This is a genomic window from Ruegeria sp. O4 (assembly GCF_056535125.1).
The window spans coordinates 1-18,979 of the sequence record NZ_JBQERO010000003.1 but is presented as its reverse complement, the minus strand read 5'-3'; the positions used below and the strand labels follow the sequence as shown (position 1 = coordinate 18,979).

The 18,979-nt window shown below is 58.5% G+C and carries 18 protein-coding genes and 1 tRNA gene; 6 read left to right on the top strand and 13 right to left on the bottom strand.

Translation table 11 applies throughout. From position 1 onward, the window contains the following. Positions 1-11 precede the first annotated feature (11 nt). From ACR0J7_RS05870 to ACR0J7_RS05860, 3 genes are all read right to left on the bottom strand, one after another. Positions 12-269 carry a DUF4242 domain-containing protein gene (locus tag ACR0J7_RS05870; protein WP_267366859.1) on the bottom strand — a complete coding sequence of 86 codons (258 nt, stop codon included), beginning with the start codon at positions 267-269 and terminating at the stop codon, positions 12-14. A gap of 26 nt (positions 270-295) precedes the next feature. Continuing rightward, on the bottom strand, positions 296-3,892 hold the full coding sequence (locus ACR0J7_RS05865) for an adenylate/guanylate cyclase domain-containing protein (RefSeq protein WP_480913555.1): 3,597 nt from the start codon (positions 3,890-3,892) through the stop codon (positions 296-298). Between the two features lie 146 nt (positions 3,893-4,038). Next, positions 4,039-4,114: transfer RNA gene (locus ACR0J7_RS05860), tRNA-Val, on the bottom strand. 243 nt (positions 4,115-4,357) lie between these two features. On the opposite strand from ACR0J7_RS05860, the gene modA reads away from it, so the two are divergent. Genes modA through modC form a run of 3 tightly spaced genes read left to right on the top strand, consistent with a single transcriptional unit; the run spans position 4,358 to position 6,932 of the window. After that, positions 4,358-5,137: a molybdate ABC transporter substrate-binding protein gene (modA, locus tag ACR0J7_RS05855; RefSeq protein WP_480913553.1), complete on the top strand. Its 780-nt coding sequence runs from the start codon at positions 4,358-4,360 to the stop codon at positions 5,135-5,137. 5 nt (positions 5,138-5,142) lie between these two features. After that, positions 5,143-5,835: a molybdate ABC transporter permease subunit gene (modB, locus tag ACR0J7_RS05850; RefSeq protein WP_480913678.1), complete on the top strand. Its 693-nt coding sequence runs from the start codon at positions 5,143-5,145 to the stop codon at positions 5,833-5,835. Then, entirely contained in the window at positions 5,832-6,932 is a 1,101-nt protein-coding gene (gene modC / locus ACR0J7_RS05845) for a molybdenum ABC transporter ATP-binding protein (RefSeq protein WP_480483333.1), read from the top strand. The genes modB and modC overlap by 4 nt, the downstream gene beginning before the upstream one ends. Positions 6,933-6,934: 2 nt before the next feature. Here the strand turns inward: modC and ACR0J7_RS05840 are convergent, their stop codons facing one another. Beyond that, positions 6,935-7,822: a Hint domain-containing protein gene (locus ACR0J7_RS05840; protein ID WP_480492799.1), complete on the bottom strand. Its 888-nt coding sequence runs from the start codon at positions 7,820-7,822 to the stop codon at positions 6,935-6,937. 39 nt (positions 7,823-7,861) lie between these two features. After that, the gene (locus tag ACR0J7_RS05835) at positions 7,862-8,374 is read right to left on the bottom strand and encodes a toxin-activating lysine-acyltransferase (protein WP_209507836.1); all 513 of its coding nucleotides are present in this window, start codon (positions 8,372-8,374) and stop codon (positions 7,862-7,864) included. A 140-nt stretch (positions 8,375-8,514) separates the two neighbouring features. Between ACR0J7_RS05835 and ACR0J7_RS05830 the strand changes: the two genes are divergently transcribed. Further along, the gene (locus tag ACR0J7_RS05830; protein ID WP_480832173.1) at positions 8,515-8,964 is read left to right on the top strand and encodes a hypothetical protein; all 450 of its coding nucleotides are present in this window, start codon (positions 8,515-8,517) and stop codon (positions 8,962-8,964) included. A gap of 3 nt (positions 8,965-8,967) precedes the next feature. Here the strand turns inward: ACR0J7_RS05830 and hemF are convergent, their stop codons facing one another. From hemF to clpS, 4 genes are read right to left on the bottom strand one after another with little or no spacing between them, the layout of a single operon-like run. Next, positions 8,968-9,852, bottom strand: coding sequence for an oxygen-dependent coproporphyrinogen oxidase (gene hemF, locus ACR0J7_RS05825; RefSeq protein WP_480913551.1), 885 nt, complete (start codon positions 9,850-9,852; stop codon positions 8,968-8,970). Positions 9,853-9,857: 5 nt separating this feature from the next. Then, positions 9,858-10,658, bottom strand: a complete 801-nt coding sequence (locus ACR0J7_RS05820) for an SDR family NAD(P)-dependent oxidoreductase (protein ID WP_480483341.1) — start codon at positions 10,656-10,658, stop codon at positions 9,858-9,860. 37 nt (positions 10,659-10,695) lie between these two features. Further along, positions 10,696-11,661 (bottom strand): class I SAM-dependent methyltransferase, encoded by a 966-nt coding sequence (locus ACR0J7_RS05815; RefSeq protein ID WP_480913549.1) that lies wholly within the window; start codon positions 11,659-11,661, stop codon positions 10,696-10,698. 44 nt (positions 11,662-11,705) lie between these two features. Further along, positions 11,706-12,047: an ATP-dependent Clp protease adapter ClpS gene (gene clpS, locus ACR0J7_RS05810; protein ID WP_209507827.1), complete on the bottom strand. Its 342-nt coding sequence runs from the start codon at positions 12,045-12,047 to the stop codon at positions 11,706-11,708. A 93-nt stretch (positions 12,048-12,140) separates the two neighbouring features. Between clpS and ACR0J7_RS05805 the strand changes: the two genes are divergently transcribed. Together ACR0J7_RS05805 and ACR0J7_RS05800 are read left to right on the top strand one after the other, a co-directional pair. Then, a complete protein-coding gene (locus tag ACR0J7_RS05805; protein WP_480913547.1) occupies positions 12,141-12,842 on the top strand; it encodes an HAD family hydrolase in 702 nt (233 codons plus the stop codon). Between the two features lie 279 nt (positions 12,843-13,121). Then, positions 13,122-14,516 carry a D-alanyl-D-alanine carboxypeptidase family protein gene (locus ACR0J7_RS05800; RefSeq protein ID WP_480913545.1) on the top strand — a complete coding sequence of 465 codons (1,395 nt, stop codon included), beginning with the start codon at positions 13,122-13,124 and terminating at the stop codon, positions 14,514-14,516. Positions 14,517-14,571: 55 nt separating this feature from the next. Here ACR0J7_RS05800 and ACR0J7_RS05795 read toward each other — a convergent pair whose 3' ends face one another. The 4 genes from ACR0J7_RS05795 to ACR0J7_RS05780 all read right to left on the bottom strand — a co-directional run bounded on the left by ACR0J7_RS05795 (position 14,572) and on the right by ACR0J7_RS05780 (position 18,488). Then, the gene (locus tag ACR0J7_RS05795) at positions 14,572-15,819 is read right to left on the bottom strand and encodes a hypothetical protein (protein WP_480506811.1); all 1,248 of its coding nucleotides are present in this window, start codon (positions 15,817-15,819) and stop codon (positions 14,572-14,574) included. A 150-nt stretch (positions 15,820-15,969) separates the two neighbouring features. Next, a complete protein-coding gene (locus tag ACR0J7_RS05790; protein ID WP_480558938.1) occupies positions 15,970-16,731 on the bottom strand; it encodes a LamB/YcsF family protein in 762 nt (253 codons plus the stop codon). 12 nt (positions 16,732-16,743) lie between these two features. Continuing rightward, positions 16,744-17,742 (bottom strand): 5-oxoprolinase subunit C family protein, encoded by a 999-nt coding sequence (locus ACR0J7_RS05785; RefSeq protein ID WP_480773259.1) that lies wholly within the window; start codon positions 17,740-17,742, stop codon positions 16,744-16,746. Beyond that, positions 17,739-18,488: a 5-oxoprolinase subunit B family protein gene (locus ACR0J7_RS05780; protein ID WP_480538879.1), complete on the bottom strand. Its 750-nt coding sequence runs from the start codon at positions 18,486-18,488 to the stop codon at positions 17,739-17,741. Before ACR0J7_RS05780 ends, ACR0J7_RS05785 begins: the two co-directional genes overlap by 4 nt. Between the last annotated feature and the right edge of the window lie 491 nt (positions 18,489-18,979).

The window sequence follows — 18,979 nt, the reverse complement described above, 5'->3', positions numbered from 1 at the left end:
AAAGCTGGTCGTCAGGCAAATAGTCCCGGATCGATCCGATCTACCGGCGTGATGACATCGGCAGGAATGTTCAGACGCTCGGCCGCTTTTCGCAGGCTTTCTTCATCCGGGGCTTCGTAAAGGCAGTATGTTTTGCGCTTATCTGCGCTGAGGAAGGAAAAGATCCATTCAATGCCGACTTCGTCGTTGATTTCTTTGATGTGAATTTTGTCGTTGTCGCTGATATTCAGCTGCTCGGCAAAATTCCGTTCAATGATGTATCGTGGCATTATGCCCCCCAAGCATTTTCCGGGCCTTAACTGGCTACCCCTTCGAGCTTTGACTTAAGGGAAACCATACTCAATTTCTGTGATATTGCCAACGCTTCCCCTTCCAGTTGAAACGCCAGTTCCAAATCGCTGGGGCGGCCCTGTTGTCTGAGTGCGGATGCATACGCTGCCTTGGAATGCGCAATCCATGGCGGGCAATTCATCCTCGTGTCAATCTCGATGGCTTTCCGGAACATCTTCCCGGCAATTTCCCAGTCTTTCAGCACCGTTGCCAGGTTCCCCAAGCGTCGGGCTGCGGCACCTGTGCAGACTGTGGTTGCCCCTGCGGTGATCGTCAGGTCCTCGTAGGGTTGCAGCATACCGTAAAGCGTCTGGGCATGATCCGGATGCCCGACTGCCACGCAGATGTCGGCAAGATAGGACAGTGTTGTTGAATACATGGCATCTGGCGGCAGGTCGAAGCCGTTTTCCGCCATTTCATTCAGTATTTTTCCGGCTGGTTCCGTGTACCCCAGTTCGGCTGCGATAAGGCCAAAACCCGGCTTCCACGAGATGTCTTCGGGGCTGTCGGTCATCAGTTTCTTGATCACAGGCGCGACCTCGTGCAGGCGGTTCTGCTCGCGGCGGATGGTGAACATCTGAACGCCGAAAACGCCCTCGACATGTTCGCCGTGCGTTTTTCGGCCGATCTTGACTGCTTCGGTGGCGTGCTTTTCAGCCTGAACAAAGTCGCCGTCCATGATTGCAACCATGGCGCGTGCGTGTTTCTGAACCCAATAGAGTTGCAGATGATTGTCCTTTTCGGAAATCGCTGTCAGCAACTCGAGCGAGTTGTCCATCAGGTCACGGTCGGCCATTTCAGCACCGACAAACAGGCTGAGCGTCCGGTCGCGGCCCTGATCAATGGTGCCAAGCTTTTCTGCGACCCGATGCATGGCATCCAGGTTATCACGCCAATGGCGCGCCTCTCGCCCGTTGCGCGCGATGAATGGCGCCCCAAAATGCATCATCATTACCGAAAACTGGGATTTATGATCCCCAAGCTTTGCTGCCAGTTCCATGGATTGCTGACCAAAGCGGGTGCCTTCGGAAAACTGGCCGACAAACATATACGCCCGTGCTAGTTGGCTCATCAACCGGCACCGCCTGACTTCGTCACTGTCAGACAGGTCTTTCAGCGCCTTTTCACAAAGGTCAATGGCTTCGTGATGTCGCTTGCTTGTCATCATGCACGAGTCAGCAAAATGATTGGCTGCATCGGCTGACAACTGCACATCGTGGAGTTTCCGTGCAGCGTTAGATGCAGTTTTCAGAACCGCCATCGCCTCGGACAACTGACCCTGGCTGTCATGGCTGCGGCCAACCAGGATCATGCCCCTGACCATTTCCGGGCTGGTTTCCGAGTTCAGCCGCTTAGCCGCTTTGAGCGTCTCCTGGGCATTGGTCATCGCTTCCTGGCTGGCTGACCGGGCCAATGCCATTTCAGCCGCAGCTTCCCATTTGTCGAATGCGGCGCGCCAATCTTCTGCTTCTGACAGATGGCGGGCCACCAGTTCGGGGCGGCGTTCGATTTCAGCTGATCGCATTGCGATCAGTGCACGGGCAACGTTTGAATGTTGCTGCCTGCGGGTAGAGCTCAGCATGGATTGATATGCCGTATCGCGGATAAGGGCATGGCGGAACACAAAATGCCCGCGGTTGTTTCCGCTTTCAAAGATCAGTCCCGTTCGCGACAGTTCTTCGAGACGAAGATTGATATCCGCGCGTTCCAGCCCCATCGCGGCCCTCAACAAATCTGGTTCAAATTCCCGCCCAATGACTGACCCCGTCAACGCGACCTGTTTGGCCTCGGGCGAAACTGCATCAAGCCGCGCCATCAAGGCACCCTTCAGCGAGGATGGTATGCGGACTTGTGCCTGCTCATCAGCATTCACGATCGCCTGGGTCAATTCTTCGACAAACAGGGGCACACCGTCCGTTTTTTCGATGATTGTCGCGATCAAGGCATCGTCCGGGTCCTTGCCAGTGATATTGCGGACCAGATCCGAGACATCAGCAGAACCGAACCGGCGCAGCAGGAGTGTTTGAACATGCGTGTCCCCGTCATCGCGGGCCAGGTCCCACCCGGGTCTGTGGGTCATCAGGACCATCAGGGGAAGATCGGTACAAATCGCCTTGAACCGCTCCAGCAGGGCTTGCGTCGAGGGATCGATCCAATGTGCATCTTCAACACACAGAATAACCGGGCGTACACTTGCCCGGACCTGCACCGCATGGATCAGGGTTTGGATCGTTATGTCGCGTTGCTCCTGCGGCGACATCTCGAGAACTTCACGAGCCAGCGCGCTGCGCGGCGCAACCAGCGCTGCAAAGACAGGCAGAACCTGTTCCCAGTCCAGACCTTCCCGGCCTTCCAGCAGCTTCCTGACATGTTCCAGAATTTGATTGTCGTCAAAATCCGGTTCAACGCCCGCATCCTGTGAAATTCGCTGGGTGACCGGATGAAAGGGGCTGCTGGTCAGATAGGGCGAGCAGTTCAGCCTTATCACATCGGCCTGTCCGGTCGCTGTAACGTCCGCAAGAAACCCCTCAGTCAGGCGCGACTTTCCAATCCCCGCCTCCCCCGACAGCAGAACGACCTCACCATGACCGTTTTGGGCACGTTGCCACGATTGCAACAGGATACCCTTTTCGTAGTCCCGGCCAATCATGGTGCTGCCAGCGTCATCCTTGTATGACGCGCGAAACCGGCTTTCCGCGCTGCGTTCCGATACGACCTTCAACAAGGTCCGAGGGTCTTTGAAACCCTTCAACTGAGTTGATCCAAGGGTCTCGAACTCGAATATCCGGTGCAAGGCGGCTTCGGTTTCTTCTGCAGACAAAACCACCGAGTTTGGCAGGGCGTGTTCCTGTATCCGCGCCGCCAGATTGACCGCCGGCCCGGTCATGGCACCTTCTTCGTACGAGTTTTCGCCGATCGTGTCACCGACCACGACATCGCCGCTGGCAATACCCAGTCTGGCTGACAAACGCTCACCGTCAGGGGCGTTGAGCTCTTCAACCCGACGGACGCACTCAAGCCCCGCCTTTATCGCGCGAATGGCGTGATCTTCGTAGGCTGTTGGCCAGCCGAAAAACACAAGAAGACCGTCGCCAAGATATTTCGCGACATAGCCACCATACCTGCTCACTGCCCCGGCGACGGTATCCTGATAGTTCTGTAGCAGATCCCGCATGTCCTCGGGATCAAATCGGTTGGTCAACTCCGTCGAGCCGACCAGATCAGCGAACAAGACTGTCAGATGACGCCGCTCAGCCGCAGGTGCGATGGGCTTCTTCGCTGGTGCAGCTTCGCCATGCACATCATCAACGGAGGATGGCTGAGTTTTCTCGCTGGTTGGCTCCCCTGCGGCTGGCGCTGATGAAGACAGGCGCCCAGAGCCAACCAAATCCTGAACCGCCGCAAGGATGATCTTTCGGTGACCAAGGCTTACCCCAAGCTCTTTCAGGTCGTCGCCTGTCAGCAATGGCAAAACCCGCGCATCAATGTCGTTTTCCGCAAAGGCACTTGCGTACTGACCCAATCCGAGGTCGTTCAGCCACGTGTCCATTTCAACCGACATATCCGGATCATGCTGAGATACGCGTCACTAATCAAGAAAACGCTATTTATTCAGCCGGGCGATCAATGCGCAGCGGACGCAGTTTCACGCTCAGCACAGCAAAATGTGCCAGTCACGTAAGACCTTGATACATTGTGGGGAAAGGATGGTGGGTGATGAGAGACTCGAACTCCCGACATCTTCGGTGTAAACGAAGCGCTCTACCAACTGAGCTAATCACCCGTGACGCTGCATGTAGCCAAGCCAGCGGGCGGGCGCAAGAGGGTCTGTGAGATTTTTATTCCGCGATGGGTTGCGGATAGGAAATGCCGCCCTCAATGACGCCAGCCTCGGTGAGAATGGGCTAATGAGGCAGGTCTGCGTGGGTTTCAGGCGTGTGGTCTGGAAAAGATCAAAGGCGCTTGCAAGCGCCCTATGGCCTCCGATATGCCCGAAGAGACTGCAACTTTCCGGTTGGGAGCACACATGATCCTACCTTTCGCCTGCCGTATCTGGATGGTGGCACTGGTCCTTGGCGCATTTGTGCTGGCTCCGGTCCGGGCCGGGGCAGAAGGGGTTTTGGTTTTCGCCGCAGCCAGCCTCAAGACCGCTTTGGACGAAATCGCAACGGAATACACAGAGCGGACGGGGCAGGATGTCACCGTGTCTTACGCAGCGTCTTCGGTGCTGGCGCGGCAGATTCAGCAGGGTGCGCCTGCGGACATTTTCATCTCGGCCAATGCCGACTGGATGGATTATCTGGAACAGCAGGGCTTGTTGCAGCCAGGGACACGGTCGGATTTGCTGGGCAACAGTCTGGTTCTGATCGGCGCTGCGGGGCGTCCTGTTCTGGGCGACATTCGGGTGGTTCATGACCTCAGGGCCGAGCTGGGCGAAGGCTTTCTGGCCATGGCGCTGGTCGATGCGGTGCCCGCCGGTATCTACGGCAAGGCGGCTTTGCAGGGGCTGAACCTGTGGGAGGCGGTGCAGGACCGAGTGGCACAAACCGACAATGTGCGCGCTGCTCTGGCCTTTGTGGCAACGGGTGCTGCGCCTCTGGGGATCGTCTATCGATCGGATGCGCAGGCGGAACAGCGGGTCAGTGTTGTGGCCAGTTTTCCGACCGACCTGCACCCTCCGATCATCTATCCGGCGGCGATGACAGGTAATGCCACAGGTGCGGCGCGGGCTTTTCTGGATCATCTGCACAGCGATGCTGCTATGGTTATTTTTCAGGAGCAGGGATTTTCCCTGCCGGGCGGGTGATCGCGTTGGAGTGGTTGGGTCCCGCCGAAGTTGAAGCGCTGAAGCTGTCGCTGCGCGTGTCTTTCTGGGCGACGCTGGCGACCTTGCCGTTTGGCATTTTTGTTGCCTACATTCTGGCCCGCTGGCGGTTCCCCGGGTGGCAGGTTTTGAATGGTCTGGTGCATTTGCCTTTGATCCTGCCGCCGGTTGTGACGGGGTATCTGCTGTTGCTGACCTTCGGCATTCAGGGGCCGTTGGGGCGGTTCTTGGCCGAGTTCGGCATTGTGGTTGCCTTTCGCTGGACTGGGGCCGCGCTGGCCGCTGGTATCATGGCGTTTCCGCTGATGGTCCGGGCGATACGTCTGTCGATCGAGGCGGTGGACCCGAAGCTGGAACAGGCGGGGGCGACGCTGGGGGCGTCGCGGCTTATGGTGTTTCTGACCGTGACCTTGCCGATGATCCTGCCCGGTGTCATCGCCGGGGCCATTCTGGCCTTTGCAAAGGCCATGGGTGAGTTTGGGGCGACGATTACATTCGTGTCGAATATTCCGGGCCAGACGCAGACATTGCCATCGGCTGTTTACGCCTTTTTGCAGGTGCCGGGGGGCGAAGCTGCTGCAACACGGCTGGTCCTGATCTCGATCGTCATTGCCATGGGCGCGTTACTGCTGTCGGAATATGTGGGACGGCGCGCCGCCGCGCGGGTGGCCGGATCATGAGCCTGTCCGTTCGCTTGCATCATCAGCTGCCGGGGATCGATCTGGAGGTCAGTTTTGACGCGCCACCCGGTGTGACTGTGCTGTTCGGGCGTTCCGGGTCGGGCAAGACCACGATTGTCAACGCGGTGGCCGGATTGCTGCGGCCGCGCGCGGGCAGAGTGGCCGTGGATGACTGGGTGTTGATTGACACCGAACGCGGGCACTGGCTGCCGCCGCACCGGCGGCGGCTGGGCTATATCTTTCAGGAAGGGCGGTTGTTCCCGCATCTGACCGTGCGCCAGAACCTTGCCTATGGCCGCTGGTTCGCCCCCAAAAGCGCGCAGCGTGAAGACCCGGAAAAGGTCATCGAGATGCTGGGGATCGGCCACCTTCTGAATCGCCGTCCAGCCGGGTTGTCAGGGGGCGAGAAACAGCGCGTGTCGATAGGCAGGGCGTTGCTGGCCAGCCCGCGACTGATCCTTGCAGATGAACCGCTTGCGGCGCTGGACGAGGCCCGCAAGGCGGAGATTCTGCCCTATTTCGAGCGTCTCAGGGATGAGGTGTCTGTCCCGATCCTGTATGTGACCCACTCAGCCGACGAGGTGGCCCGTCTGGCCACATCGGTTGTCGCTTTGCAGGATGGCAGGGTCGTCCGCCATGGCCCCGCGTCCGAGGTTCTGTCCGATCCGTCCGTGGCGCCCGCAGGTGTGCGCGCGGTCGGGGCCGTGTTGGAAGTGCAGGTGCACCAGCACCACGCTGACGGGTTGACCGAGCTGAACGCAAATGGCGCGCGTCTGTTTCTGCCACGTATCGGGCAGGAGGTCGGCGCGCATCTGCGAATTCGCATTCCGGCGCAAGAGGTGATCCTGTCCGTCCAAAAGCCCGAGGGTCTGTCGGCATTGAACGTGCTCAGCGGGACGGTCGACTCGATCCGGTCGGGTGAAGGTCCCGGAGCGATCGTGTCGGTCAGGACACTGGCTGGGACTGTTCTTGCACGGGTCACGCGCCGGTCAGTTGCGGCGTTGAACTTGCAGCCGGGCAGCACGTGCCATGCCGTGATCAAGACGGTTGCACTGGCCCCGCAGAATGTCGGTGGCCGTATCGGGACTGGCACCTGACCTCAGGCAAGTGCGCGGGCTTCGTGTTCCAGCAGGATAAGGCGCGCGGCGCGCCCAAACCCCTGATGGCCAGAGGAGGGACGGTCGGGAAATATGGCGGCCAGTTCCTGGAGCGCGTCGGATGAAAGGGTATGTAGCGCCTCTTCCCCCAGAAACAGGCTTTCTGCCTGTGCCCCATCCGCCGAGAGGATTTCGTGCCGATCCAGCAGGATGTGAAGATACTCGACCGTTTCAACCGAGGTATCGAGCCCTATTCCGGGCCATCTGCACAGGTGCTTGGCGGCAACCAGCGCTTCGGTGGTTCCGAAAAGCAGTTCGACCCGGGGGCCTTTCACCAGAATACGGTGCTGCTGAGACACCAGAAGATCCCGCGAGGGTGTGTTGGATCCCAGACTGCTTGCCGAGATGCGAACGGGCCACATTGCGGGTTCATTGCGTAATCGGTCGGGTGGGATCGTGCTGCTTTCGATCCAGCGAACAGGTTGCAACCCGTGATCGGCTGTCGCCACCTTGTCCCCGACCTTCAGGGTCTCTATGGCGCGGGGGCCGTTTTCGGCCTCGATCAGGGTTCCGGCTACGAAACACACGCCTTCGATCCGGATGACCACCTCTACCGGGTCCGGGGAGCCGGTAAACGGAAGTGTAATCGGACCGGCTTGCGTTGTTCCCGAGACACTGATGAAGAAGGAATCAAAAACAACTTCACCATTGTCGAGGCTGTCGAAAAACGTCGGATCGACCGTATAGGTCCACTCACCGGTATTTGGGTCGATCGTGGCTGTACCGTTGGCAGGGGGTGTCGCAATTGTCCAGGTTTGGGTGAGCGGTGTAAAGTTTCCGTTGTTCAGCGTGGGTTGCCCCATCGCCACATTGGGTGGGGACCCGGTCACGTTGCCGGTCAATTCACCTGTGATCGGAACTGAAACCAACTAGACCTCGCCTTGTTGCAGCATCCGCTCAAATTCCTTCTTTCGGTACAGGCGCATATGAACCTCGCCTGCATCGTCCCGTGTCCATTCGACAATCCGGTTGCGTGTCATGTCGCTGTCCATTCGGTTGGTGCGCACGCGCGGATGCGGGATCTCTTGCTTGAGGATATCAACAATCTGGCTGGTCTGTCCAAACGGCGCGACAAGGTCGATGATCCAGAAGGAAGACCCGCTGGTAAAATCCTTGTCTGTCAGTGAGGTTTCTTTCACCGCATAGCGATATTCGGCGTCGGGGCTGAGACCGGCAAAAGTGACAAATCCGCGGGGAAAGCCATTTTGCCTGAAGATCTGGTATTGGCCCAGGCGGAACGGGGTTTCGAACGCATAAAGAACTTGCGCAAGGTTACGTTTCTGGTGCGTTTTTGTCAGACCCGCGAGATAGAACATCGCCCCCAGATCCGCATATTTCTCGGGTGGGAAATCGAACCAGTCTTTTGGAAAACTCTTGTTCAACGGAACTGCCGACAGTTTGATGCGTTATTAATTCTTTGGGGTAGTGTACTTGTTTCCGGCGATATGAATAGTGGAATTTCCCCGGATAACTGTGCCGGCGCAGCTGGTTTGCCCCACTTTACTCGCAGGGTGTCGTGGTTATGCTATCGGTATTGGTGCCATTGTTTCGGGATATCTGGATCATGCGTTTTCTCAAGCCATTCATCGCTGCCACACTTGTTATGACGCCTGCGGTGGCCGGGGCCGTTGGGTTCGGCCTGTCAGTCCGGCCGCAGTTCCGAACCGAGATCACGCCCTTGCCGGACGGGGTTTACGAAGTAAAGGCTGTCGGTTCATCCGCGCCGGTCAATTATTGGTGCGGGATCGGAGATTATGCCATTCGCACACTGGGCGTTCCGAACTCGCAGAGGATCTATATCTGGCGGGCGTATGAACCCGGCGTGCGAACGGTGCAGTTTTCCATGACTCCGCCGCCGGGGGCCGATACGAAACCCGGCTATTCGATCACGGTCAAGAAAGTCGGAGCAAACATGTCGGCGGTGTCGGCGCAGAACTATTGCTACGACAATTTCATCACGGACCCGTTCTGATCGTCAGACCCATTTTGCCATCGGAGGCAGGCTCATCAGAACGGCATCCGGGTCATGCCCGGTTTCCAGACCGAATTTTGTGCCCCGGTCATAGACAAGGTTGTATTCCGCATAAAGGCCGCGATGCACCAGTTGGGTGGTCTTGTCCGCCTCTGAGAAGTTCTGAACGCGGCGCTTTTCAACCAAGGGAAGGAAGGCGGGCAGAAAGGCCCTGCCAATATCCTGTGTCAGGGCAAAATCCGCCTGCCAGTCACCGGTGCAATAGTCGTCCATGAAGATCCCGCCGACGCCGCGCGCGCGTTTGCGGTGAGGGATATAGAAATATTCGTCAGCCCATTCCTTGAGGCGCGGGTAGTGGGCGGGTCCGTGCGGGTCCAGATGCGCCTTTTGCGTGGCATGGAAATGCGCGGTGTCCTCGTCATACTCGATGCAGGGGTTGAGGTCCGAGCCGCCACCGAACCACCAGGCATGGGGTGTCCAGAACATGCGTGTATTCATGTGGACCGCCGGGGCATGGGGGTTCTGCATATGGGCCACAAGGCTGATACCCGACGCCCAGAAGCGCGGGTCTTCGGTCATTCCGGGGATGCCTTTGCGCGCCGCCATCGCTTGTTGCGCACGTTCGCCCAGCGTGCCGTAGACAGTCGAGACATTGACACCGACCTTTTCAAACACACGCCCGCCGCGCATGACCGACATCAGCCCGCCGCCCGTGTCTGACCCATCGTCCGACTGGCGTTTGGTTTCCTTGACCTCGAACCGTCCGGGTGCGGCATCGGCAAACGGCCCGTCGGTGTGGCTGTCTTCAAGGGCTACGAACGCTGCAACGATGTCATCGCGCAATTGGCGAAACCAGGCGGAGGCGGTAGATTTTTCTGTTTCGAACATGGGTCTTAATGTGCAGGGGCTGCGACCGGGTCAAGCAAGGTACGGCCACCATCGATTGTCAGGATCTGTCCGGTGACGAAACCAGCTGCATCAGACGCAAGATATTGCGCGGTTTCCGTCAGTTCCGTGGCCGAGGCGATGCGGGCCAGGGGCGTGTGCTTTTCGATATCGACGCGGTAGTCGCGATTGTCCTTGAGGGTCGATTGCAGCGATGCGCTCATGACCGAACCCAGCGCGATCGAGTTGACGCGGATCCGTTTCGGAGCCAGCGCAACCGCAAGGGACCGGGTCAGCTGATCCAGTGCAGCGGTCGAAACGGAATAGGCCATCAGATCGGGGTGGGTCCGCCGGGCAGCGATCGAGGACAGGTTGATGATCGTCCCCGCCGGGTTTTCGACATCGCCGTCGGCCTGTTTGATCATGCGATTTGCGACCAACTGGCTGAGCCGCAAGGCGGGCATCAGGTTCTGGTTCAGCAGGGTGCGCATCGAATCGTCATCCGGATCCAGCGGATCAGACGGGATCACTTGCCGTGCGCCGTTGACCAGAATATCCACCTGGTCGAACGCATCCAGCGTCGCAGATAACAGGTTGGCTATGGTCAGCTTTTCGCGCAGATCGCCCGCAAAGTACCGGATATTGCTGCCTTCGGCCTGTTCTCCAAGCTCGTCGATCAGGCGTTTTTCATCTATGTCGGCAAACATGACATTTGCGCCCGCATCCGCGAAATGCCGCCCGATGGCCAGGCCGATGCCACTGGCCCCGCCCGTTACGATTGCTGTCTTGCCAGCGATGGAAAAGGACATCCGAATCCTCCTGAATTGGGGCGCAGGTTAACGGGCCTTAACGCCGAGGGCGAGAGGCCTGGAATACCTTGAACCGGTTGTCGCCGGCAATTTCACCGACCTGAGCGAAATGTTCGTTCAGTGTAGCTTCGTAAGGAAGGTGCCGGTTGGCGACCATCCAAAGGGTTCCGTTGCGTGTCAGATTGCGGGCGGCGGAGGTTATAAACCCTTGCCCCAAGGCGGGATCCGCGCTGCGAGACGTGTGGAATGGCGGGTTCATCACAACGGTGTCGATAGGTTCCGGGGCGGTCCAGGATACGGCATCGCTCCAGTGGAAATGCGCCTGGGATTGAGTGACATTAAGCCGCGAGCAGGTCAGGGCCGCATAGTCAGCTTCGACCAGATGCAGCGAGGTTATCCCGCAGCGCTTCAGGATTTCCGCAGACAGATACCCCCATCCCGCACCCAGATCGGCCACGCAGGGACCAAGCCGGTCAGGCAGAGTCTTCAGCAACAGGGCTGAGGCAGGATCAATCCCGTCCGCTGAAAACACACCCGGCGCTGTGTGGTATCCGTCAACCATCTGATGTTTCGGCGCGGCCCAGTCCGCAAAGGCCTGATCATCGGCCTGAAACCAGAAAATCTTGCCATGTGCTTTGGAAAGCGGTCCCTCGACCGGAACCCGCTTGCGCACATCCTTCAATATGCTGTCCACACCATCGGTCTTGGCACCGTCGATGACAATCAGGCCGCTCGCCCGCGCACAGGCCTGATGAATGAGCGACCGGGCCAGTGCCTTGGCGCGGGGCAGAAAGACAATGGCGTCCTGACAGGGGCCATCTGCGTCGGGCACCGTTTCAAAACCCTGCGCGGCGAAATGGTCGTGAAATGGTTTGAAGGGCTGCACAACTTGTGCGCCGCCCGCCAGCGCAGACAGATCATGGTCGGGCGTGGGGCAGATCACGCTAAGAGGGGGGGACAGCGTCAGGCCGTTTTGCAGGGCAAGTTCCAGACGAGGGGACATGGGCAATTCCGGCTGAGAGAGGCGCGCGCGTCAGGCCAAAGGCCTTACTCTTCGCGTTCCATTGTGCATTGCAAAGGGTGCTGGTGCCTGCGGGCAAAATCCATCACCTGACCAACTTTGGTCTCGGCAATTTCGTGGCTGAAAACACCGACTACGGCCACGCCTTTCTTGTGAACGGTCAGCATGATCTCGAACGCCTGCGCATGGGTCATGCCGAAGAAGCGTTCAAGCACATGCACCACAAACTCCATCGGTGTATAATCGTCGTTCAGCAACAGGACCTTGTATAAAGGCGGACGCTTGGTTTTTGGGCGTGTCTGTACCAGGACGGACGCGTCACTGTCGTCGTCCGGCTTGTCAGACATCATCCAGGTCAATTCAAGCATCGTGTGCAACTGTCCGATTCAGGCTTGGGGTTTATCTTGGCGCTTATATAACGTGTGCATGGCCGGTGAAAAGAGCAAGCGGACGTAAACAGGATGACGACCAAGCTGACGACAATCGGGTTCGATGCAGACGACACCCTTTGGCATAACGAACGGTTTTTTCAGCTGACGCAGGCTCGTTTTGCTGAACTCTTGGCCGATCATGCCAATCGTGATCACCTGATGGAGCGACTTCTTGCGGCTGAAAAGCGCAACATTCAGCACTATGGGTATGGCATCAAGGGATTTGTCCTGTCGATGATCGAGACGGCGATCGAAGTTACCGAAAGCCGCGTTCCGGCCTGGGTCATCCGGCAGCTGATCGAAGCGGGGCAAGAGATGCTGGCCCATCCCATCGAGTTGTTGCCCCATGCCCGCGAGGCCGTCGAAGGCGTTGCCGATGCGTATCGGGTCATTTTGATCACCAAGGGTGATCTGATCGATCAGGAGCGCAAACTGGCCCAGTCCGGGCTGGGTGATCTGTTCGATGGTGTGGAAATCGTTTCCGAAAAGACCCCCGAAACCTATCGGTTCGTATTCGACCGTCATGGTGATGGCCCGACTGCCGCAATGATGATCGGCAATTCCATGCGGTCAGATGTCGTTGCCCCGATTCAGGCCGGGTGCTGGGGTGTCTACGTGCCCCACGGTCTGGTCTGGGAGGTGGAACATGCCGAAGCCCCTGTCGACAGCCCCCGATTCCGCGAGTTGAGAGATTTGGGCGATCTGACCGATCTGCTGGGCAACCTGAAGTGATGTTGCCTTTTCGCCTCAGTTTCACATAAACCCTGCCGCATCCTGACGCAGTTTCGCCTTTATCGCGCATTTGGTGGTTCTGAGGGGGAATTTCGCAAGATATAGCCTCAGTCCAGAAGCAAATCGAAGCTGCGAAAACCTCAGCTTTCGGTTTATTTCATTGGGTCGCTGTGATAGCCTTGGGGACAATAAAATAATTTTTGCTGACCGGGAAAACCCGGCAGCGCGAGGCAGACAGAGGCAAAGATCGTGCAGATTCGGCGGACAGTTCCGGCCCGAATGGGCTTTTTCCTTATAGCGTTGCTATGTGTGCTGGCGTTTACGCCGCTCAGGTCCATAGCGGCGCCTTATGCAGCTATGGTGATTGACGCCCGAACTGGCGAGGTGCTGCATTCACGAAATGCGGATGCGCGGCTGCACCCGGCCTCGCTGACCAAGATGATGACGCTCTATATCGCGTTTGAGGCAGTGCGAAACGGCGAAATCACACTGGATACACCCGTTCGGATTACCCAGAAGGCAGCAGCCGAGCCCCCGTCGAAGCTGGGCCTGCGCGCGGGCCAGACGATTGCGTTCCGCTATCTGATCCGCGCCGCTGCGGTAAAATCGGCGAACGACGCCGCCACGGCGATCGGCATTGCCATCAGTGGCTCGGAAGCGGCCTTTGCCCGCCGTATGACCCGAACCGCCAAAGCGATGGGGATGAGCCGCACGACCTTCAAGAATGCGCATGGTCTGACTGAGGCAGGGCACCTGTCCAGCGCGCGCGACATGACCACACTGGGACGGCATCTGCTGTATGATTACCCGCAGTATTATAACCTGTTCTCGCGCCAATCGACGGATGCCGGTATCAAGACGGTTCCCAACACCAACCGCCGCCTGCTGGCTGCCTACAAAGGCGCGGACGGGATCAAGACCGGATACACACGTGCGGCGGGGTTCAACCTGGTGGCGTCGGCCAAACGCAAGGATGAGCGTATCATCGCAACTGTCTTTGGCGGTAAATCCGGGGCGTCGCGGAATGCCAAAGTTGCGGAACTGCTGGATCTGGGGTTTCGCCGTGCCCCGTCTCGTGCACCTATCCGCAAACCTGAGCGCCCGGTCTATGCGGGCAATGTCGGGTTGGGGGGCGATACCCAGGTCGCAGCGCTGAGCGGAGCACCGAAATCCAGCCTGCGCCCGCTTGGGCGCCCGAGTGCCGGGACACAGGTTGCAAGTGCGGTTGCTGCATCGGCAGACCAGAACAGCGACCGTATCAGCAGCGGCATTGCCGCAGCGATTGCCGAAGCGGATGTTGCCCCAACCGCCCCGCCGGTTGAAACGTCGGACACCCGCCCGGCATTGCGCCCGGACAATCTGGTGCTGGCCTCGACCGAGCCCGCCAGCCCACCAGAGCCCGAGCAGGAAGTGATTACCCGCCTGTCCTCGTCCGGTGGGCATCTGTGGGGGGTCAATGTGGGCCGCTACACCACACGATATGAGGCCGAGAAGATCCTGCTGAAAACGGCGCTGTCGGAAATGACCACGCTGGATGGCAGTCTGCGCAAGGTCAGTCAGAGCTCGCGCGGATTTGATGCGACATTCCAGGGCATGACGCGGGAACAGGCCGATCTGGCGTGTCGTCGTCTGCAAGCCCGCAATGTCACCTGTTTTATGATCGGGCCATCATAAGGTCCGGCATAATCTCTCCTGTTGGGTCTGGGCTGCGGTAATCCGCGGCCCTTTTTTAATCGAAGACGTGACCGTGCTGATATTGCTCGTCCTGTCCCGCGGCGGCGGTCAGGGCGGCGACATTGTCCTTGGTGAAGAACCCGTCATACTTGTGACACCGCTCGATATATTCGGTGATCAGAAGCGTATTCTGCGAGTGTTTCGAGAAAATCTGTTTCAGGTTCGGGTCGTCTTTGCATTCGCCCACCACATGGGCCAGGAACGGCACGCCCTTGTCCTTCAGCGTGTTCACGACAAAGTCGACATTCTTTTCCCCGGCGCCATGGTCGCCATCCTTGATCTCGACGGCCATGTGATGCAGGCGGCGGCCAAAATTGCGCACAAAATCCTCGGTCGGCATCGGCAGCTTGGCGAATGAGTTGACGAAGGACGGCGTGTTGTTGGCGGTGAAAACCTTGGCCGGAGATTTCTTGTCATCGTCCACATTGGCGTTGCGGTTCACATTGGTGGACGAGTTCATGTCGAAGATGTTGTAAGCCCCCCAGAAATAGTAGGGCACCATGGTCAGGAATTCGAGGATCGCATCCTCGCGCTCACCCGCCAGCACGCGGGTCGCCAGATGATCGATGCCCAGCATCAAAGGCGCGATTTTGCTGTCCGACCCGAACGCGGCTGCCTGATCCAGCCGCGCCTGTTCCGCGTCGCTCAATAACACGCGATCACCAAGGCCGAGGCCGTCTGTGTCGTTAAAGTCATGTGTCGAATACCCGACCCGGTTGCAGGTGAAATCCGACGGGGTCGTAAAGCGGAAGCCGTCCAATGTGTAGAACGGGTTTTCTGTGTCTCCTGCATATTCGAAGCGGATATTCTGATCCTCAAGCGTCCCGGTCAGCGCCTTCAGATCGCTGGCGCCGAAAACCTCGCCAACATACCGCGTTTGCGGCGTGTTGCGGGCCAGCGGGTACATGCGATTGATGCGGGGAATGAAGTCTTCGAAACCGGGGCTGAGCGGGGCCATCACGATCAGCGCGGGATAATCGGGATGCGAATGCAGGACCGAAAATTTGTGGGTCTGCCCCAGATAGCTGGCGGTGTGGCGATAGGGTGTCATCACGTAAAGCTCGACCAGCGTATCGAACAGCGCGCCGGTTTCGACCTGCATACAGATCGCGCGCATTGGCCCGACCTGATCGGCAATTCCCGAGCTTGTCCGGCGCTCGTAGATTTTCGGCAGGTATTCCGCAAAGAAGTCCGAGTTCTTCTTGTCGCCCCGGGGTTGATAGGACATCAGATCAAAGGACATTCGACTACCTCCGTGCACGAAGCCCTGACTGCAGCAAGGCATCGCTTGAAATTGTGGTTTTCAGAACATGTGCTTGCCCGCCATGCTAGGCGCTGAGACCTGTGCGGGCAACAGTCGTGAAATTGGGTTGCTGACGTTAACGCATGATGTTCAGCGGGTGAATTTCGTCACCTCGACACTTCCCCCGATCAGGCTTTCGCGAACTGAGCGGGCAATCTGAACGGCAGTTGGACCATCCCCGTGCAGGCAGATCGTGTCGATGGACGTTTCCAGCCGCTTGCCGCTTTCGGTGATGATCGCACCTTCGCGGACCATGTTCAGGATGCGAGGTCCGGCGACGTCGGCGTCGTGGATGACGGCGCCGGGCAGGCTGCGATCAACCAGTGTTCCGTCGTCGTTATATGCACGGTCGGCGAAAATCTCGCCCACCCAATTGCACCCGAGTTCACGCACGGCCTCTTCCTGTTTTGTCGCGGCCAGCACCATGACGATGATATCGGGATCAACATCCAGTGCACCCTGATAACAGGCGTGCGCCATATTGATATCGGCTGAACACATATTGGCCAGCGCCCCGTGCAGTTTCAGGTGCCGTACCTTGGTACCAACCGCCGTGGCCATGCCGATTGCGGCCCCCAACTGATACCGGACCAGATTGCACAGGTTGTCATGGGGCAGCTTCATGTTCCGCCGGCCAAACCCCTGCAGATCTGGAAAGCCGGGATGCGCGCCGATGCCTACGTCGTTTTCGGCCGCCAGTTTCATCGTTGATGCCATCACATCCGGATCACCGGCATGAAACCCACAGGCGATGTTGGCCGAGGTGATGATTTTCAACAGGCTTTCGTCATCGCCCATTTTCCAGGGACCAAAGCTTTCCCCCATATCGGCATTCAGATCGACGCTTGGCATTGGCACATCTCCTTAGTCGGTGGCAGAGATCACTCCGCCGATCAATTGGTAGGACAACAGGTCCGGTATGTCATGGGGATCACGCACCAGTGCCTCGACTTTTGAGGGCAGGCGCGCAAGGTCTGACAGGAACGCTTTGTGCATTTCTTCAGCCTGTTCCATGCTGACAAATTCGAACCGGATGTCGCCGCCTGCGGGTGTCTGTGCCGCGCGGGACATATCGCATGGCAGAACGGTCGCGATACGAGGGTACCCGCCCGTGGTCTGACATTCCGGCAACAGGATGAACGGATCGCCAGTGCCGGTCATCTGGATATCGCCGGGGGTGATCACCTCGGACAGGATATTCAGCTGGCCCGAGGCGGCAAAGCCGTCACCGTCGCTGTCCACCTGCATGCCCATCCGGTTGGCGCGTGCGCCGCGCCGGAAATTGGTTTGGGCAAACCGTTCAAGCGTCGCGCCGTCAAACAAAGATGTCTGAAAACTGGCAACCACATGCAGCACCCCGCCCGAAAACCGCTCGACAGCAGCCAGTTTCATCCCGCTGTTGCCTGCATCCGGTCCACAGGTCAGCCTGTCACCCTGCTGTAACGCCCGGCCAATCCGCGCTGTCAGATGGGTGGAGCGGGACCCCAGAAAAACCTCGGCATCAATACCGCCGCCCAGATGCAGATAGCCGTAGTTTCCAGCCAGCGTCGCCCCGATGACCAGCCTTTGCCCGGCGCTCAGTTGGTGCGAGGCGTTCCAGGCGACAGGGCTGCCATCAATGCTGGCCTGCATTCGTGCGCCAGTCAGGGCGATGCGCGTGTTATGCGTCGCCTCGAACTCGCCTCCCATCCCGGCCATCTCCAGCGCCGCAAGGTTTGGGCTTTGATCCAGCAACGCCGCCCCTTCATGCAAGGCCAGAATATCCGCGGCCCCTGATCGGGACAGCCCCTGATCCAGAAAACCTGTGCGCCCCTGATCCTGAATGGTGCAGGCCGGGCCAATCCGGTGGACGATCAGGCTCATGGCGCGATCTCCTCACAGGTTGCGCCGCCTGTGCCGTCCTCGTTGTTGACTCTGATGTGTTCCAGAACGTCGCGGGAAACGGGCTCGAACAACAGTTCATCGCCAGGTCTAAGGGTAAAGGCCTCGACCCTTTCGGGACGGAAACACCGAAAGGCGGTCTGCCCGATATGCCGCCACCCGGTTGGCGTCGGCCCGGAAAACAGAACAAATTGCGAGATCGCCAGAACCAGAGCCCCTTCCGGCACCATGGGGGTCAGGCTTTGCAGCCGGGGAATGTTGAATTCGGGTCCCAGAGGCCCAAGATAAGGCTGCCCCGGAGCGAAGCCGATGGTCAGAACCCGCACGCGGGATTGTCCAAGCCGACGTATTGCTTCTTCCGGTGACAGGCCGGCAGCAGCGGCGGCATCGTCAAGCTGGGGCGCAAGGTCGGTCCCGTAAACCGTCGGAACGCGCCACAACCTGCGACCCGCGGGCAGGGGTGTAGTGTACCAGTCCTTCTGGTCAACCAGATCCCGAAGCTTTTGCAGCATCTTCTGATGAGAGATGCGCTGCGTGTCGAACCGAACAAAGGCTGAGCCCAGGGAGGCTGACGACTCGGTCACCTCATCCCAGTGCAGACGATCGACTTCAGACCGAAACGCCAGTGCTGCCCGGTTCGCGGTGTCGGTCATCCTATCCGCAAAGGTCACCAGCGCGCCGTCAAATCCGACGGTTCTGACCAAAGGAAACTGAATGTTGCGCGCCATTGCTGATCTGCTTTCGGATCGAAGAGTGAATTGGTGGAACCTGACCGCATCTTTAGGCGATGCGCAAGACAGGGCGTTCAATAGCGGACATCGTGCCTGTTCCGTCCACATCCCGGCAGGGAGCGACCCGCAGTATTAGGCGTCCGGCGGGGGTGAGAGGTTTTTGACCGGATTCTGGCCGCAGTTCCGACTCGTTTTCCCGTTTCGAGTCGCCCTGACTTGTATCTTGAAATCGCGGAGTCTCTATATCTTGTGTCGGCCCATTTTGTCTCATGGGGCTTGCCAGTCAGATCGTGCCCAATAGTACCCGGACAGAAGGGTGGAGGTCAATTTTGAATGAATGTAAGCCGTTGAAGTAAAACAATAAACAAAGAAAATTCAAAAAAAAGACCAATAACGTCATTTTCCGCTTGCGGGTTTTGAGAGTAATACTTAGAACCCCCTTCACCGGCGCAACTGAGGTTGGCCTGACGGACTGGAAAGACGGTTGA